This is a genomic window from Gordonibacter sp. RACS_AR49 (assembly GCF_030418435.1).
GTDB lineage: Bacteria > Actinomycetota > Coriobacteriia > Coriobacteriales > Eggerthellaceae > Gordonibacter > Gordonibacter urolithinfaciens.
Window position 1 is genome coordinate 373,149 of the sequence record NZ_JAIUDM010000001.1, and the last position, 15,029, is coordinate 388,177.

The window sequence follows — 15,029 nt, forward strand, 5'->3', positions numbered from 1 at the left end:
TTCGGAGGGGCAGGAGGGCGCGTGACCGTTACATGCGCTCCTTCATGTTCTCGGCACCCTGCTTGATGTTGTCCTTCGCGTCGGACGCGGCCTCCTTGATGGCCTCGCCGGCCTTGCCGAGCGAATCCTTGACGGAGTCCATGAAGCCCTCGGACTTCTGGTCCTTGCGGTTCTCGTGCTGCTGTGCGCGCATGGCGGCGTCGGTGCTGCCCGTCTGCTGGGCCACCTGATGCTCGCGGTCGGCGGCGGCGTCCTCGGCGCGGCGCTCGTTTACGCCCGCCTTCGCCTCGTGGAACGCGTCCTTCACGTTGTTCTTCACGTCGTGGGCCATGTCCTTTGCGCCGTTCTTCATATCGACGGACGCGTCGCCCGTCTTGTAAGCCTGATCGACCATTTCTGCTCCTTTCGGGAAGGTTCTGTGTCATCCCCATTCTAGGGATGGGGTGCCCGGCGTCGGCTTCTGGGGGAAAACGGCGCCGCAACGGTTCGCGCACAGGGAGCGCAGGATGCACCAGGCGAACCGGAACGGGCGCCCTTCGCGACGCCTGCGTCGCACCGGCGCGCCCGTTGCACTGCCGGGAACGGCTAGTCGCGCTCGGACGCGTCGTTGGCCAGGCGCTCCGTCTCGCCTTCCGCCTCGTCGAAGTCGAACGCGGTGGCGGCGGCCTCCACGGACTCCTTCTCGTTGCCGTCGCCGTCGACGGCCTCGACGTACTCCTCGGCCTCCTGTTTGACGGCACGCTCGATGCGCTCGAGGTCGTCGGCCGCCTCGCGGTTCAGCTCGTCCGCTTCGTCCGCGTCGATGCGGATATCCTCTTTCGTCGTGGTCTCGGCCATGGTTCGGCTCCTTTCGTCGGGAATCCCGCCAGGGGAAGGTAAGCTGTCCAGCCTATTGTAGCCACCGCCCCGACAGGACCGGTTTCCGCACGCTGACGAACGTGCAACGCTTGGATTCGGGACCGGAGACGGCGTCCGACGCGTCGGCAGGGCGGCGGCGCGACGCTACCGCGACGTACCAGCAGGGCGGCGAGCCCGTCACTTCCGCGACGCGTTGTGGCGCACGTTGCCGAACAGGTCGATTACGGTATCCCGCACGTGCTCGATGAGCACGGGTATCTCGCGACGCACTTCGACCGCGGCCTGCTGGGAGTGGTGCGCCACCTCGCCGGCGAGTCCCTGCGCATGGTCTCCCACGTCGCCGAAAGCGTCCTGCGCGTGCTGCTGCAGCTCGCCCGCCATGTCCTTCATGTGCCATGCCACGTTCATCTTGCCGTCGGTTGCAGGCTTCCCGTCTGCGGGTCCACGGTCTTCCATTGGAGCCTCTTTCCTAGCTGCGGATTGCCGGCGGGCCGCGCCGCGCGCCCGCTCCCCTTTATGGTAGTCCAGCGTGCGGAACCGCCGCGCAACCGCGGGAAAACGCGTTCTTGACGCATTGGTGGCGGCACTGGCCGAGCTTTGGCATACGCAAAACGGGAGCCCGTGGGCTCCCGTTCGGATGCAGTGCTTATGCGCAGGTCGGGGAAAGGCTACTCGGCCTTCTCCTTCTCCACGGCCTCGGCCTCGGCGGCCTCCGCGTTCTCGGCGGCGGCTTCCTCGGCCTGGTCGGCGGCCTCGACGGCAGCCTCCTCGGCCTTGGCCTCCTCGGCCTCCACCTTGGTCTCCTCGGCCTTGGCCTCGTCGTCGGCCTTCTCGACCTTCTTCGGGGCGGCCTTCTTCGCAGCCTTCTTGGCAGCGGGCTTGGTCTCGTCCTTCTTCGCCTTCACCGGCTCGGTCACCAGCTCCATGATAACCATGGGGGCGTCGTCGCCCTTGCGGGGACCCAGCTTCATGATGCGGGTGTAGCCGCCCTGGCGGTCCTGGAACATGCCCTGCGCGACCTTCTCGAAGATCTCGCGCACGAGCTCCTTGTCGCCCAGCGCCGCGATGGCGAGGCGGCGGGAGTGCAGGTCGCCCTTCTTCGCCCACGTGATGATCTTGTCAACGTCGGGACGGATCTCCTTGGCGCGCGAGTCGATCGTCTTGATGCGGTCGTTCGCCAGCAGCGCGCACACCAGGCTCTTCTTCATGGCCTTGGTATGGCTGGTGTCGGTGCCCAGCTTGCGCCCCTTCTTGTAGTGTCTCATGATCTCGTATCTCCTAAAGCTTCAAATTGAGGTCCATGGAAATGAGCTTGTCCTTCACTTCCTCGATGGACTTCGCACCAAAGTTCCTAATGTTCAGCAAGTCGTTTTCGGAGAACTCGACGAGCTGGCGGACGGAATGGATGCCGGCGCGCTTCAGGCAGTTGTAGGAGCGGACGGAAAGGTCCAGGTCCTCGATCTGCTTGTCCAGCTCGGCATTGGACTCCTGCCCCTCGGGCGCGAAGATGGAAGGAACCTCGCCTTCCTCCTCGTCCACGATGTCGGACAGGCCCAAAAACGCCCCCATGTACTGGTTGATGATGTTGGCGGCACGGCACACGGCCTCGGAGGGCGCGATGGAGCCGTCGGTCTCAACCTCCAGCACGAGCTTGTCGTAGTCGGTGCGCTGACCCACACGGGTGTCGGTGACGTTCAGCGTGCACCGGCGGACCGGCGAGAACAACGAGTCAACGTGGATGACGCCGATGGGGTCCTCGGTGCGCTTGTTGCGCTCCGCGGACACGTAGCCGCGACCCACCCCGATGCGGATCGTCATGTCCAGCTGGCCGCCGTCGGCAACCGTGGCAATGACGTGCTCGGGGTTCACCAGCGTGAACTCGGTGGGGATGTCCAGGTCGGCACCCGTCACCGTGCAGGGGCCCTCGGCGGACACATGGGCCGTGGCCTCCTCGATATCCTCGTTGAGTGCCGAGAACACGAGGCCCTTCACGTTCAAGACGATGTCCGTGATGTCCTCGATGACGCCCTCGGCCGTCGTGAACTCATGCTGCACGCCCTCGATCTGGATGGCGGTGGCTTTCGCCCCGTCCAGCGACGAGAGCAGCACGCGGCGCATGCAGTTGCCCAAGGTGTAGCCGTAGCCACGCTCGAGCGGTTCCACGACGAAACGCGCGACAGTTTCGTTGACTTCTTCCGTTGTTACCGTAGGCCTCATGAACTCTGTCATGTTGTGTAAGCCTCCTTACTATGCCGCGATTATTTCGAGTAAAGTTCGACGATGAGCTGTTCGCGAATGTCCAGATCGATTTGATCGCGTTGCGGGAGAGCAAGCACGTTGCCTTGCAGTTTCTCGATGTCGACCTCGAGCCAGGCCGGCACCTGCACGCGCTCGTTGGAGATGAGCGCGCTCTTGATGACCAGCAGGTCCTTGGCCTTGGGGGCCACGGCCACCAGGTCGCCCGCCTTCACGCGGAACGACGGGATGTCCACGCGGCGGCCGTTCACGGTGATGTGGCCGTGACGCACCTGCTGACGGGCCTCGGCGCGCGACTTCGCGAAGCCAAGGCGGTACACCACGTTGTCCAAGCGGCTCTCGAGGATGCGCAGCAGGTTCTCGCCCGTGACGCCCTGCTGGCGGCCGGCGATCTCGTAGTAGTGATGGAACTGCTTCTCCAGAACGCCGTAGATGCGCTTGGTCTTCTGCTTCTCACGCAGCTGCAGACGGTATTCGCTTTCCTTGATGCGCTTCTTGCCGGCCTCGCCGGGCGCGTAGTTGCGGCGCTCGATCGCGCACTTGTCCGTGTAGCAGCGGTCGCCCTTCAGGAAGAGCTTCGCACCTTCACGACGGCACAAACGGCAGTCCGCTCCAGTATAACGAGCCATAATACTTCGATCCTTTCAGTTACACGCGACGACGCTTGCGCGGACGGCAACCGTTGTGCGGAATGGGTGTGCAATCCTGAATGCTGGAGACTTCCAGGCCGGCGGCCTGCAGCGAGCGGATGGCCGTCTCGCGACCCGAACCCGGGCCCTTGACGAACACCGCCACCTTGCGCAGGCCATGCTCCATGGCCGTCTTCGCGGCGGCCTCGGCGGCCATCTGCGCGGCGAACGGCGTGGACTTGCGGGAGCCCTTGAAGCCAACCGTGCCGGCGGACTGCCAGGAGATCACATTGCCCTGGGGATCGGTGATGCTCACAATGGTGTTGTTGAACGTAGACTTGATGTGCGCGGCGCCCACAGCGATGTTCTTACGCTCGGAACGCTTGATGCGCGTGCGCACGTTTTTCTTTGCTGCCACTTAAGCTACCTCACTTCTTCTTTCCGCCGATTTGCTTACGAGGACCCTTGCGGGTACGCGCGTTCGTGTGCGTGCGCTGTCCGCGAACGGGCAGGCCGCGACGATGGCGCAGGCCACGATAGCAACCGATCTCCATGAGGCGCTTGACGTTCTGGGAAACCTCGCGGTGCAGGTCGCCCTCCACCTTGATGTTCTCCTGGATGTAGTCGCGCAGCTTGGTCAGATCGTCCTCCGTGAGGTCCTTGATGCGGACGTCGGGATCCACGCCGGTTTCGGCGAGGATCTTTTTGGAGGTGGTCAGACCGATGCCGTAGATGTAGGTCAAGCCGATTTCAACGCGCTTGTCGCGAGGAAGGTCGACACCAACAAGACGAGCCATAGATGATTCTCCTCTTTCCTAGCCCTGACGCTGCTTGTGGCGCGGGTTCTCGCAGATGACGAGCACCTTGCCATGGCGTCGGATGATCTTGCATTTGTCGCACATTTTCTTGACCGAAGGACGTACCTTCATAATCAATTCCTTTCGGTTTATGTGTACCTTAATCTATACATACGCCCAGCCGCAGGCGGTTGTTTTCGTGCTTGCCGTGTGCCGCATGGCACACAAAATGCGCACACCTGGTTCACAGGCCGTGCAGATTCGCGCGCTTACTTGAAGCGGTACGTGATGCGCCCGCGGTTCAAGTCGTAGACGGACAGTTCCACCGTCACCTTGTCCCCCGGGAGGATCTTGATGTAGTGCATACGCATCTTGCCGGAGATATGGGCCAATATCTTGTGGCCATTTTCGAGCTCCACCCTAAACATAGCGTTCGGCAACGCCTCCAGGACGGTCCCCTCGAGCTCGATAACATCTTCTTTGGTCAAAAGTGCTCCTTCAAGCAAATCGTCACTAAACAGCAACCATAGATGATACCAAAAGTTTCGGGGAAAGGGAGAAGAAAAATAAACGAGCGCACAACACCAACAAACCCGCTGGTTCGAAGTCACCTGCTTGCCAGGCGTGCGGTTCGATGCCGCGCGGTCCTCGCTCAAGAAACGGGACCGCCAGGTATTCGCGCTGAGCGCAGCCGCCTTGTCGGCTTGGGGTCGCGCAGCCTACGACGGCCGCAACCGACCAACTGGCTGGGCCACCAGGATTCGAACCTGGATAGCTGGTACCAAAAACCAGAGTCCTGCCGTTGGACGATGGCCCAGTTTGGTGCGGAGCGCTTGCAACGCGGCGCGTCTTGCCAGGCGCCGTCTGCGCAGACGTTGAAATGGTGGGCCGTGAGGGAGTCGAACCCGCGACCTTGGGATTAAAAGTCCCCTGCTCTACCAGCTGAGCTAACGGCCCACGTCTGCAATGCGCAAGTATCTATTCTAGCCGGGGCGGGTGAGACGGTCAATGAAAATGTTCGCAACGCCTGCCTGGGCACGAGAAAGTTGCAAGCCCCACTCGCCTCATGGCCACATCCTGGCAGGAGCGCTGTCCGGTTGCACGGTGTGTCGGGCAAGGCGGTGTATCCGGCGCACCGCCCCGGATGACCCTTCAGGCATCCAGGCCGCCTGCCCGGCATCGTGCAGCAAACCGCGCCCCCTTTGCCGCAGGATGCTTCACGGGACGGCACCTTCTTCCCAGTTGAAATAAAGCCGTAACATACGCGCCGCCTCGGCGGTACTACAATCGAGAGGTATGCGTAACCTGCGGCGCTTCCGCGCGGCATCCCCGCCGTCGTCCGCCAGCCCGCCCTCCCGAAAGGCCGTGATAGCCATGTGGTGCTCGAAAGTGCTCGTCGCCTACGACGGATCGACCCCTTCTGCGAAAGCCCTCGATCTCGCCCAGTCCATCGGCACGCAGGATGAGCGCATCGAGCTGGTGTTCGTGCACGTGCTGAAGCTGTTCGCTCTGGGCACCGGTGCCGAGGGACCGCTTATCGAGGAGGCGAACCGCGTTCACGCCGCGCTGCAGCAGCTGGCCGAGCGCGTGCCGAACAGGGCCCACGCGCACTTGCTGAAGGGCACGTCGCCGGCCGACCTGCTGCTGAAATGCGCCGAGGACGAGGGTTGCGACCTTATCGTCATGGGCAGCCGCGGCAAGGGCGGCGTGAAGGGGTACCTGGGCAGCGTGAGCTATGCCGTGGTGCAGGGGTCGCCCGTAGCCGTGCTCATCGCGAAGGACGCACCCGGCGCAGGAGCGGCCGGCGGGGCTATGGCAGCCGCGGCGGACGCGCCTGGCGCCGGGGAATCGGCAGCCACGACACCCGCGGCGGAGACCCCGGGCACGGGCTCCCAGGGCGCGAACCTGACCGGCGCACCGAACGACAAGGCGGCGCGCTAGCATGTCGGCTGCAACGCAGGCGAGGCTCTGGACGAAGGACTTCACGCTGGGCACGGCGGTGAACTTCCCGCTCATGGTGAACTACTACGGCCTCATGGTCGTGGTGGCCGACTACGCCATGAAAACCTACGACGCACCCGCAGCCACGGCCGGCCTGGCCGCGAGCATCTTCATCATCGGTGCCCTCGCGGCGCGCCTCGTCAGCGGCCGCATCATGGACAAGGTGGGGCGCAAGCGCCTGCTGGTCATGGGCGCGATCGGCGAGGTGGTGTTCTCGGTGCTCTACTTGGCCGGGCTCGGGTTCGCTCCCCTGTTCGTCATCCGCCTGCTGCACGGCTTCGCCTACGGGGCGTGCTCCACCACCATCGGCACCATCGTAACGGCGCTCGTGCCGGGCAGCCGCAAGGGCGAGGGGGTGGGCTACTATATGCTGTCCGTGACCTTGGGAGCGGCCATCGGACCCTTCCTGGGCATGTTCCTCTCGCAGAACGCCGGCTTCTTCCCCCTGTTCGTGACTACAGCCGCCGTAGCCGGCTTGAGCCTTCTGGCCGCCGCTCAGCTGAAGGTGCCCGAGGCGGCGCAGGAGAGCGACGCGGATATCGAGGAGGCTGCCGAGGAGATAGCGCGCGACGAGCGCGACGAGCGTGCCGGCGACTTCCGCGTACCGCGCTTCGACCTGGGGAACTACCTGGAGTCCAGCGTGCTGCCCATCGGCGCCGTGTGCGCGCTGCTGTTCTTCTGCTACTCCAGCCTGCTCGCGTTCCTCACGCCGTTCGCCGCCGAGAGCGGGCTGGAACAGCCTGCCAGCTTCTTCTTCGTGGTGTACGCCGTGGCCACGTTCGTCACGCGGCCCTTCACGGGAAAGCTGTTCGACCGCAAGGGCGACCGCGTGGTCATGGTGCCGGCGTTCATCGCGTTCATCGTCGGGATGGGCCTGCTGGCAACCGTGTACCGGCCCGCGGCCATGCTCGCGGCGGCGGCGCTGCTGGGCTTCGGCGTGGGCACCGTGCAGGCGAGCGGGCTGGCGCTGGCCGTGCGCATCGCCCCCGACGACCGGCTGGGCCTGGCGAACTCCACGTTCTACATCCTGCTGGACGTGGGCGTGGGCCTGGGCCCGCTGCTGCTGGGCCTGGTGCAGCCAGTGCTGGGCTTCCGCGGCCTGTTCGAGGCTATGTCGCTGGTGGCCATCGTCGCATTGGCGGCGTACCTGTTCGTCAGCCGCAAGCACGGCACCATGCGGCGCCGGCTGAAGGAAGTGGACGAATCTTAGGGCCTGGGAAGGGCTCGGAAGACCTCCGGCCGCGCGCTTGCCGACCGCACCTCTGCCCGAGCGTGCGCCCAAGCGCAAAATGTGCGCCCTCCCGCCGCATCTGCGGCAAGAGGGCGCGAGCGATCTCGGGAGGTCGCCCTTACCCCTCGGCGGGAACGAACGTGTCCTTGTCCGGCGCGAAGGACTGCATGGCCTCGATGGTGCGGGCGAACAGCTCGTCCAGCTCCCAGCCTAGCATCTCGGCTCCACTGCGGATGACGTCGCGGCTCACGCCGGCGGCGAAGCGCTTGTCCTTGAACTTCTTCTTGAGCGACTTCACCTCGAAATCCATGACGCTCTTGCTGGGGCGCATGACGATGGCCGCGCCGATGAGGCCCGTCAGCTCCTCGGTGGCGAACAGGACCTTCTCCATCTGCAGCTCGGGCTTGGGAAGCTCGGGGTTGAAATCCGACGTGTGGCTCTGGATGGCGCGGATGAGCTCGGGCGAGCCGCCGGCGGCCTCGATGTCCTTGGCCGCGTAGATGGTGTGCAGCTCGGGCTCGTCGTCGTGCTCCTCCCAGTCCAGGTCGTGCAGCAGGCCCACGATGCCCCAAAACTCCTCGTTCTCGGGGTCGTACTCGCGCGCGAAGTATCGCATGGTCTGCTCCACCGTCTCGGCGTGCTCGATATGGAACGGGTCCTTGTTGTGCTCCTGCAACAGCGCGAACGCCTCGTCGCGCGTCATGCCGGCTTCAAGTGCGGTCATGGGCGATGCTCCTCTCGTTTTGCGGTCTGGTCATACTATAGCGGTGAGGGCGCTTCGGATGCCAGAGGCACATCGGCAATCTTCTTCGGATTCCGAAGAAGATCTGGCCTGGATGTAATATACCGTGCATTTTTGTGCATTTCATTTTCTGCGCTTTGAACTGGTATTACGCACTATCGTTCCAGATCAGAAGCTTGCACAGAAATGACCGGAATACTGCATTTGCCACCGCGCTTGCGGCCCTAGAACACGATGCCGAGCGCATTCGCAATGAGGCCCCAGAACACACCCATCGCATACAGGCCGACGATGATGGCGACGTTCTGCTTCCAGTGGCGGTTCGTGCGCACGAGCACGAGCAGGCCCACGCCCGCGCTCACCAGCAAGCCGGCGAGCATCGCGCCCGAGCCCAGCACGCCGCTCACGTACAGCTGCGCGATGACCACGCTGGCCGCGCAGTTGGGCACAAGGCCCACGAGCGCCGATCCGAACACCGAGAGCACCGGGTTTGCGCTGAGGAACTCGCCCAGCGCGTCCTCGCCTACCACCTCCAGCACGCCGTTCAGCACGATGGTGATGACGAAGATGAACACCGTGACCTGCAGCGTGTGCTTGAGCGCGCTCTTGAGGATGCCGCCCTCGCCGTCATGGCAGTGGCAGTGGTCGCGCTCGCACAGGTCGTGGATATGCAGCGGCGCATCGATGCGCCGCGCGAGGCGCATGCCGGCGTCCACGATGAAGCCCATGACCATGCCGACGACGATCTTCGCGCCGAGAATCTTGAGGATGACGTCCAGCGGTACCTGCTCGGCGATGAAGATGGGCAGCATCTCGTCGGACGTGGACAGGAACACGGCGAACAGCGTGCCCAGCGTGATGACGCGCCCGGCCCAGAGCGTGGCCGCCACGGCCGAGAACCCGCACTGCGGCACCACGCCCACCACCGCGCCCACGATGGGCCCCGCAGCCCCCGCACGCTGCACGGCCGCCTGCGCCTTGCCGCCGGTCTTGTGCTCGAGCCACTCCATAACCAGGTAGGTGACGAAGAGGAACGGGATAAGGTAGAGGGTATCGGCAACGGAGTGCTCCAGGACATGCCCGGCTATGTGCGTGAATTCTTCCATAGGTTTGTATTGTAGTCCAACAGGGGCGTTCAAGCCGCGACGTAGCCGAACAGTCACATGGAACCGATGCGTGCGGTCTTTCCGCCGACGATTACATCCGGCAACAAACAGGGCGAGGATTCCGCCCGATAGGGAGAAACAACGCCTGATCTCGATCGCAGGGCAGAGCGTATCGATAGGCAGGCATATCCACGTCGAACAGCGCGTGCTAGGGGCGGCTATGCGAGTCGATGGGCTATACTGGAAGGCATTACCGCACTTTCATAGACGCCAGGGAGGCAGCATGGGAACGCAGCAGGCTGGATGGTATCCAGACCCGTCAGGGAACGCGACGAGGCTTCGCTATTGGGACGGCATGCAGTGGACCAACGATTTCGCCGACGCCCAGCCGACGGCTTGTCCCGAGGGAGGCTACCGCGCGCCCGCCTACGGGCAGCCCGTCGTCGCTCCCGTTTACTATCCGTCGGCAACGACCGAGAGCGACCGGACGCTTAGACTGATCGCGTTTATCTTCTGCCTCATCTCCACTATCTCGGTGGGATGGGCCATCATCCCGCTCGCTTGGATGATCCCAATGAGCGTACATTGCTGGGGCGTTTACCAGGGAACAAAGCCGAACACGGTGGCGTTCGGCGTGTGCACGCTCATCTTCGTGACCGTGGTAGGCGGCATCCTGCTGCTCGTGTCGAAGAAGGAGCGCTAGCCGGGCAGGCGACATTTAGCCCCGCCTCTGCATCGCCCTCATCGCACCCGAAGCTGTGGGCGACCCGGCAGCTGGCAAGAGAGGCAGCACGACGGCCGGAGGAAATATGAAGCGGGGCGGCCCATCGGCCGCCCCGTTCTCCGAGTTAGGGATACGCTGGCCGGGCGCGTAAGCGCCCGCAGCGTCTGTTGGTTCCGGCGGCCGGGCGGCTGCCGGAACCGGAGGGTCTTACATCATGCCGCCCATACCGCCGCCAGCACCGGCCATGGCAGCCAGGGCCGCCGGATCCGGGTCCTTCGGGATGTCGTTGATGGTGGCCTCGGTGATGAGAATGAGGGCCGCCACGGAAGCAGCGGACTGCAGCGCGGTGCGCGTGACCTTGACGGGGTCGTTCACGCCCATCTCGATCATGTTGCCGTACTCGCCGTTGGCGCAGTTCAGGCCTTCGCCCTTGCCCATGCCCTTCACGCGCTCCACCACGACGCTGCCCTCGAAGCCCGCGTTCTGGGCGATGGCGCGCATCGGGGCCTCCAGCGCCTTGCGGATGATGGCCACGCCGACTTCCTCGTCCTTGTCGACCGACGCGATGTTGTCGAGCGCGGGCAGCGCGTCCACGAGCGCCACGCCGCCGCCGGCGACGATGCCCTCTTCCACGGCCGCGCGGGTCGCCTGCAGGGCGTCCTCGATGCGGGACTTCTTCTCCTTGAGCTCGGACTCGGTCGCGGCGCCCACCTTGAGCACGGCCACGCCGCCGGACAGCTTCGCCAGGCGCTCCTGCAGCTTCTCGCGGTCGAAGTCGGAGTCGACGCGCTCGAGCTCGGCGCGGATCTGGTGGATGCGGTCCTCGATGTTCTTCTTGTCGCCGGCACCGTCCACGATGAGAGCGGTGTCCTTCGTGACCTTGACCGTCTTGGCGTGGCCCATCATGTCGATGGTGGCGTCGGCCATGGTCATGCCGAAGTCCTTGTCGATGACCTGCGCGCCCGTGACGGCTGCGATGTCCTCCAGGATGCGCTTGCGGCGGTCGCCGAAGCCGGGGGCCTTGATGGCGACGCAGTTGAACGTGCCGCGCAGCTTGTTCAGCAGGATAGTGGCCAGGGCCTCGCCCTCCACGTCCTCGGCAACGATGAACAGCGGACGGCCGGAGCGCATGACCTCCTCCAGCAGCGGGACCATGTCCTGGATGCTGGTGATCTTCTGGTCGGTGAGCAGGATGTAGGGGTCGGAGAGGACGGCTTCCATCTTCTCCATGTCGGTGGCCATGTACGGCGAGATGTAGCCGCGGTCGTACTGCATGCCCTCGACGATGTCGAGCTCCAGGTCGAACGAGGCGGCGTTCTCCTCCACGGAGATGGCGCCGTCGTTGCCCACGGCGTCCATGGCCTCGGCGATCTTCTCGCCGATCTCGGCGTCGCCGGCGGAGATGGTGCCGACGTTCGCGATCTGCTCCTTGGTGGACACGGGGGTCGCGTCGGCCTTGATGGCGTCGACGATGGCGTCGGTGGCCTTCTGGATGCCGCGGCGGATGCCCAGCGCGTCGGCGCCGGCCGTCACGTTGCGCAGGCCCTCGGAAACGATGACGTCGGCCAGCAGCGTTGCGGTGGTGGTGCCGTCGCCGGCCACGTCGTTCGTCTTCACGGCAACCTCGCGGACCAGCTGGGCGCCCATGTTCTCGATCGGGTCCTCCAGCTCCACTTCCTTGGCCACGGTCACGCCGTCGTTCGTGATGGTGGGGGCGCCGTAGGACTTCTCGAGCGCCACGTAGCGGCCTTTGGGGCCGAGCGTCACCTTGACGGCGTTGGACAGCTTGTTGACGCCGGCCGCGAGCGCGCTGCGCGCGTCGGCCTCGAACTTGATCTCTTTAGCCATAGTGTGCCTATCCTTTCAGCGTTAGCTTGGGTTGCTTCGATTTACGCGAACACCGCGTACAGGTCGTCGGCGCGCAGGATCATGACATCCTCGCCGTCGACGGTGATCTCGGTTCCGCCGTACTTGCCGTACAGGACCTTGTCGCCCTCCTTGACCGGCACGGGAATGAGCTTGCCGTCCTTGTCGAGCTTGCCCTCGCCCACGGCCAGGACGGTGCCCGTCTGGGGCTTCTCCTTCGCTTCGGTAGCGAGATACAGACCGGATGCCGTCGTCTCCTCAGCCTCGTCCTGCTTGATGATGACGCGATCACCCAATGGTTTCAAGTTCATAACGTAGCCTTCCTTTCGTCCGTCTCTTGTCCGAAACTGGTTGTAGCACGTTTGCTATTTAACCACTCCGTTGCGGTGACTGCTAGCACTCATAGGTAACGAGTGCTAAACATTGCGTTATCATAGCAGCCTCGTTAGCGAATGCAAGCAAAATTGAGGAAATCTCAGTGCCCTCGACTGAGGTTTTGCATAATCGCCACAATTCGTTCGATGGACTCCTGAAAGTTTTTGTGCTTTTGCACAAAAACGGTCTGGGGATTGGCCGGCGAGGCTGGCGCGGGACGGCACGGGCGGAGTTGCGAAGGGGCGCGGCGTAACGCTGCAGCACAGACGCGGGCGGCGCTTGCAGGGCGGCGGGAGCGGGAGCAGGACGATTCTGCAGCGCGAACGAGGCGGCGCGGGCGGGGTTGCGAAGCGGACGCGAGGCGGCAGCACGATCGCTTCGCGGCGCTGCGGTGCAATCGCCGACCGACGGGCGCGGCCGCACATGCCGCCGCGCCGTGACCGATGCTAGCGCTCGCCCGGCCTCACGAGGCCGCCCTCGTACGCCCTCACCACCAGCTGTGCGCGGTCGTGGGCGCCCAGCTTCGCCATGATGCGGGCGAGGTGCGTCTTCACCGTGGCGGGCGAGATGAACAGCTCGGCGCCTATCTCGTCGTTCGTCATGCCGCGGGCCACCTGTACCAGTATCTCGCGCTCGCGCTCGGTGAGCGCGGAGAACGCGCTGCCGCCTTCCCCTGCGGCCACGCCGGCACCGGCCGCAGGGCGCATGCGCACGAACGTCTCCACCAGGCGCCGCATCACCGAGGGCTGGATGAGCGCGTCGCCGGCCGCCACCACGCGCACGGCGGCGGCGATGTCGTCGGGCTCGGCGTCCTTCAACAGAAAGCCGCCCGCCCCGGCCGCGAGCGCGTCGTAGACGTACTCGTCGATGTCGAACGTGGTGAGGATGAGCACGCGCACGTCGGCGAGCGCCGGATCGTCCGTGATGGCGCGGGTGGCCTCGATGCCGTTCAGGCGCGGCATGCGGATGTCCATGAGGACCACGTCGGGCACGAGGCGGCGGGCGAGCTCCACGGCCTCCTCGCCGTCGCGCGCCTCCCCCACGATGGAGAAGCCGTCGTACGAGGACAGGATCAGGCGGAACCCGTTGCGCACGAGGTCCTGGTCGTCGGCCACCACTAAGCGCAGAGGACGCTCGCCCGCCGAGCGGGCCGGCACCTCCCCCGCCGCCGAGCGGGCCTCTCGCAGATGCCTCTCGATCATGACGCCTCCTTATCCACTCCCAGGGGAATGCGCGCCTCCACGCGGAACCCGCCGCGCGGGCGCGGGCCGGCTGCGAACGTGCCGCCCAGAAGCCCCACGCGCTCGGCCATTCCCGCAATGCCGTGGCCGCGCCCGTCCGTCTCGGCCGCCGCGCCCCTGCCGTCGTCCTCTACCGACAGGTTCGCGCCTGTCGGCCCCGTAGCCAGGCGTATCGTCGCCGCATGCGCGCCGGCGTGCCGCACGATGTTCGTCGCGGCCTCGCGGGCGATGCCGTACAGTGCCACGTCCACGAACGCCGGCACGGCGGCGCGGTCGTACCCGCCCGCATCCAGCGCCACGTCCACGCCGGCACGGCGCAAGTAGGCAGCGAGGTCGTCCAGGCGCTCGGTGCCGGCCGTGGGTTCCGTCTCGGCCGCGGGGTCGCCGGCTCGCAGCACGCCTATCATGCCGCGGATCTCCTCGAGGGCGTCCTTCGCCGTCGTGCGCGCAGCGGCGATTGCGAGCTTTGCCGCCGCCGGGTCGCGGTCGACCAGGCGCTCGGCCGCAGCCGCCTGGATGCTCACCGCGGAGAGCGAGTGCGCCGTGATGTCGTGCACCTCGCGGGCTATGCGCACGCGCTCCTCCTCCACGCGCCGGGCCGCCTCCTCCTCGCGCGAGCGCTCCGCCTCGAGCGCGCGCCGCTCCGTCTCCGCCACGTAGGCGCGGTGCGTGCGGTATGCGTAGCCCGCGAGCGCCGCAGCCGCCAGGAGCGCGACGTTCTGGAAGCGCGTGAAGAAGGCGAGGCTCGCCGTGCGCGAGGGCGCGTCGGCGAACAGCACGCCCGCCACGGCCAGGGCGACGGCGACGGCGGCCTCCGTGCGCCCGCGCTCGCAGGCGATGGTGTACAGCGCCACCACGGGGCCCACCACCGTGAGCGAGAAGCCGCGGAACGCGCTCTGCAGCCCCAGGAACGTGATGAGCACGAACAGGAACACGGGCCACGGGAACCGCCTCCGCGCAGCAAGCGGCAGCGTGGTCAGCGCCAGCGCCACGAACACCGACGTGTCGGGCACGACGTTCACGATGCCCAGGTACTGGCGCAACTCCAGGTCGGGGATCACGATGGACGAAGCCGTGAGCATGAGCTGCCCGCAGCCGAACAGGAACGCCGCCAGCATCACGGCGACGTCGACCGCCCAGTCCTTGGGTGCCATCGGGCGGTTGTTCACAAGGAAGTTCTCCATGTCTGCCATGGTACGCGAC

The 15,029-nt window shown here is 65.4% G+C and carries 19 protein-coding genes and 2 tRNA genes; 3 read left to right on the forward strand and 18 right to left on the reverse strand.

Annotated elements, in window-relative coordinates:
- Positions 1 to 28: 28 nt before the first annotated feature.
- From LB310_RS01560 to LB310_RS01615, 12 genes are all read right to left on the reverse strand, one after another.
- Complete coding sequence (locus LB310_RS01560; RefSeq protein ID WP_096227791.1) at positions 29 to 394, reverse strand: hypothetical protein; 366 nt, start codon at positions 392 to 394, stop codon at positions 29 to 31.
- A 191-nt stretch (positions 395 to 585) separates the two neighbouring features.
- Positions 586 to 837 carry a BAG1 BAG family molecular chaperone regulator 1 gene (locus LB310_RS01565; protein ID WP_087189954.1) on the reverse strand — a complete coding sequence of 84 codons (252 nt, stop codon included), beginning with the start codon at positions 835 to 837 and terminating at the stop codon, positions 586 to 588.
- A gap of 198 nt (positions 838 to 1,035) precedes the next feature.
- Positions 1,036 to 1,314, reverse strand: a complete 279-nt coding sequence (locus tag LB310_RS01570; protein WP_096227790.1) for a hypothetical protein — start codon at positions 1,312 to 1,314, stop codon at positions 1,036 to 1,038.
- 212 nt (positions 1,315 to 1,526) lie between these two features.
- On the reverse strand, positions 1,527 to 2,123 hold the full coding sequence (gene rplQ / locus LB310_RS01575; RefSeq protein WP_301154165.1) for a 50S ribosomal protein L17: 597 nt from the start codon (positions 2,121 to 2,123) through the stop codon (positions 1,527 to 1,529).
- 13 nt (positions 2,124 to 2,136) lie between these two features.
- A complete protein-coding gene (locus tag LB310_RS01580) occupies positions 2,137 to 3,087 on the reverse strand; it encodes a DNA-directed RNA polymerase subunit alpha (protein WP_041239258.1) in 951 nt (316 codons plus the stop codon).
- 29 nt (positions 3,088 to 3,116) lie between these two features.
- Complete coding sequence (rpsD, locus tag LB310_RS01585; protein WP_041239257.1) at positions 3,117 to 3,743, reverse strand: 30S ribosomal protein S4; 627 nt, start codon at positions 3,741 to 3,743, stop codon at positions 3,117 to 3,119.
- Positions 3,744 to 3,762: 19 nt separating this feature from the next.
- Positions 3,763 to 4,161, reverse strand: coding sequence for a 30S ribosomal protein S11 (gene rpsK / locus LB310_RS01590; protein ID WP_041239256.1), 399 nt, complete (start codon positions 4,159 to 4,161; stop codon positions 3,763 to 3,765).
- Between the two features lie 10 nt (positions 4,162 to 4,171).
- Positions 4,172 to 4,540: a 30S ribosomal protein S13 gene (rpsM, locus tag LB310_RS01595; protein ID WP_041239254.1), complete on the reverse strand. Its 369-nt coding sequence runs from the start codon at positions 4,538 to 4,540 to the stop codon at positions 4,172 to 4,174.
- Between the two features lie 18 nt (positions 4,541 to 4,558).
- Entirely contained in the window at positions 4,559 to 4,672 is a 114-nt protein-coding gene (gene rpmJ, locus LB310_RS01600) for a 50S ribosomal protein L36 (RefSeq protein ID WP_006363204.1), read from the reverse strand.
- A gap of 137 nt (positions 4,673 to 4,809) precedes the next feature.
- Positions 4,810 to 5,028 (reverse strand): translation initiation factor IF-1, encoded by a 219-nt coding sequence (gene infA, locus LB310_RS01605; RefSeq protein WP_009306918.1) that lies wholly within the window; start codon positions 5,026 to 5,028, stop codon positions 4,810 to 4,812.
- A 255-nt stretch (positions 5,029 to 5,283) separates the two neighbouring features.
- A tRNA-Gln gene (locus tag LB310_RS01610) sits at positions 5,284 to 5,357 on the reverse strand.
- A 64-nt stretch (positions 5,358 to 5,421) separates the two neighbouring features.
- Positions 5,422 to 5,497: transfer RNA gene (locus LB310_RS01615), tRNA-Lys, on the reverse strand.
- Positions 5,498 to 5,914: 417 nt separating this feature from the next.
- On the opposite strand from LB310_RS01615, the gene LB310_RS01620 reads away from it, so the two are divergent.
- Both LB310_RS01620 and LB310_RS01625 read left to right on the forward strand, forming a co-directional pair.
- Complete coding sequence (locus LB310_RS01620; RefSeq protein ID WP_301154169.1) at positions 5,915 to 6,481, forward strand: universal stress protein; 567 nt, start codon at positions 5,915 to 5,917, stop codon at positions 6,479 to 6,481.
- A gap of 1 nt (position 6,482) precedes the next feature.
- Entirely contained in the window at positions 6,483 to 7,751 is a 1,269-nt protein-coding gene (locus tag LB310_RS01625) for an MFS transporter (RefSeq protein ID WP_301154170.1), read from the forward strand.
- Positions 7,752 to 7,890: 139 nt separating this feature from the next.
- Here LB310_RS01625 and LB310_RS01630 read toward each other — a convergent pair whose 3' ends face one another.
- Entirely contained in the window at positions 7,891 to 8,496 is a 606-nt protein-coding gene (locus tag LB310_RS01630; protein ID WP_096227786.1) for an HD domain-containing protein, read from the reverse strand.
- A 242-nt stretch (positions 8,497 to 8,738) separates the two neighbouring features.
- Positions 8,739 to 9,620 (reverse strand): putative manganese transporter, encoded by an 882-nt coding sequence (locus tag LB310_RS01635; RefSeq protein ID WP_278806295.1) that lies wholly within the window; start codon positions 9,618 to 9,620, stop codon positions 8,739 to 8,741.
- A 283-nt stretch (positions 9,621 to 9,903) separates the two neighbouring features.
- Between LB310_RS01635 and LB310_RS01640 the strand changes: the two genes are divergently transcribed.
- Entirely contained in the window at positions 9,904 to 10,323 is a 420-nt protein-coding gene (locus LB310_RS01640) for a DUF2510 domain-containing protein (RefSeq protein ID WP_197702182.1), read from the forward strand.
- Between the two features lie 228 nt (positions 10,324 to 10,551).
- Here the strand turns inward: LB310_RS01640 and groL are convergent, their stop codons facing one another.
- From groL to LB310_RS01660, 4 genes are all read right to left on the reverse strand, one after another.
- Positions 10,552 to 12,192 carry a chaperonin GroEL gene (groL, locus tag LB310_RS01645; RefSeq protein WP_087189963.1) on the reverse strand — a complete coding sequence of 547 codons (1,641 nt, stop codon included), beginning with the start codon at positions 12,190 to 12,192 and terminating at the stop codon, positions 10,552 to 10,554.
- Between the two features lie 41 nt (positions 12,193 to 12,233).
- Positions 12,234 to 12,521 carry a co-chaperone GroES gene (groES, locus tag LB310_RS01650; protein WP_041239244.1) on the reverse strand — a complete coding sequence of 96 codons (288 nt, stop codon included), beginning with the start codon at positions 12,519 to 12,521 and terminating at the stop codon, positions 12,234 to 12,236.
- Positions 12,522 to 13,031: 510 nt separating this feature from the next.
- Positions 13,032 to 13,787, reverse strand: coding sequence for a response regulator (locus tag LB310_RS01655; protein ID WP_301154175.1), 756 nt, complete (start codon positions 13,785 to 13,787; stop codon positions 13,032 to 13,034).
- Positions 13,784 to 15,019 carry a sensor histidine kinase gene (locus tag LB310_RS01660; protein WP_278806292.1) on the reverse strand — a complete coding sequence of 412 codons (1,236 nt, stop codon included), beginning with the start codon at positions 15,017 to 15,019 and terminating at the stop codon, positions 13,784 to 13,786. Before LB310_RS01660 ends, LB310_RS01655 begins: the two co-directional genes overlap by 4 nt.
- Positions 15,020 to 15,029: the final 10 nt, after the last annotated feature.

Excerpts from the sequence above, each read along its gene's own strand:
- LB310_RS01570 (WP_096227790.1), bottom strand. The coding sequence starts at position 1,314 with ATGGAAGACCGTGGACCCGCAGACGGGAAGCCTGCAACCGACGGCAAG.
- LB310_RS01565 (WP_087189954.1), bottom strand. The coding sequence starts at position 837 with ATGGCCGAGACCACGACGAAAGAGGATATCCGCATCGACGCGGACGAA.
- LB310_RS01620 (WP_301154169.1), top strand. The coding sequence starts at position 5,915 with ATGTGGTGCTCGAAAGTGCTCGTCGCCTACGACGGATCGACCCCTTCT.
- rpmJ (WP_006363204.1), bottom strand. The coding sequence starts at position 4,672 with ATGAAGGTACGTCCTTCGGTCAAGAAAATGTGCGACAAATGCAAGATC.
- groL (WP_087189963.1), bottom strand. The coding sequence starts at position 12,192 with ATGGCTAAAGAGATCAAGTTCGAGGCCGACGCGCGCAGCGCGCTCGCG.
- LB310_RS01660 (WP_278806292.1), bottom strand. The coding sequence starts at position 15,019 with ATGGCAGACATGGAGAACTTCCTTGTGAACAACCGCCCGATGGCACCC.
- LB310_RS01580 (WP_041239258.1), bottom strand. The coding sequence starts at position 3,087 with ATGACAGAGTTCATGAGGCCTACGGTAACAACGGAAGAAGTCAACGAA.
- LB310_RS01640 (WP_197702182.1), top strand. The coding sequence starts at position 9,904 with ATGGGAACGCAGCAGGCTGGATGGTATCCAGACCCGTCAGGGAACGCG.
- LB310_RS01630 (WP_096227786.1), bottom strand. The coding sequence starts at position 8,496 with ATGACCGCACTTGAAGCCGGCATGACGCGCGACGAGGCGTTCGCGCTG.
- LB310_RS01560 (WP_096227791.1), bottom strand. The coding sequence starts at position 394 with ATGGTCGATCAGGCTTACAAGACGGGCGACGCGTCCGTCGATATGAAG.
- LB310_RS01655 (WP_301154175.1), bottom strand. The coding sequence starts at position 13,787 with ATGATCGAGAGGCATCTGCGAGAGGCCCGCTCGGCGGCGGGGGAGGTG.
- rpsM (WP_041239254.1), bottom strand. The coding sequence starts at position 4,540 with ATGGCTCGTCTTGTTGGTGTCGACCTTCCTCGCGACAAGCGCGTTGAA.
- groES (WP_041239244.1), bottom strand. The coding sequence starts at position 12,521 with ATGAACTTGAAACCATTGGGTGATCGCGTCATCATCAAGCAGGACGAG.
- rplQ (WP_301154165.1), bottom strand. The coding sequence starts at position 2,123 with ATGAGACACTACAAGAAGGGGCGCAAGCTGGGCACCGACACCAGCCAT.
- LB310_RS01635 (WP_278806295.1), bottom strand. The coding sequence starts at position 9,620 with ATGGAAGAATTCACGCACATAGCCGGGCATGTCCTGGAGCACTCCGTT.
- rpsD (WP_041239257.1), bottom strand. The coding sequence starts at position 3,743 with ATGGCTCGTTATACTGGAGCGGACTGCCGTTTGTGCCGTCGTGAAGGT.
- LB310_RS01625 (WP_301154170.1), top strand. The coding sequence starts at position 6,483 with ATGTCGGCTGCAACGCAGGCGAGGCTCTGGACGAAGGACTTCACGCTG.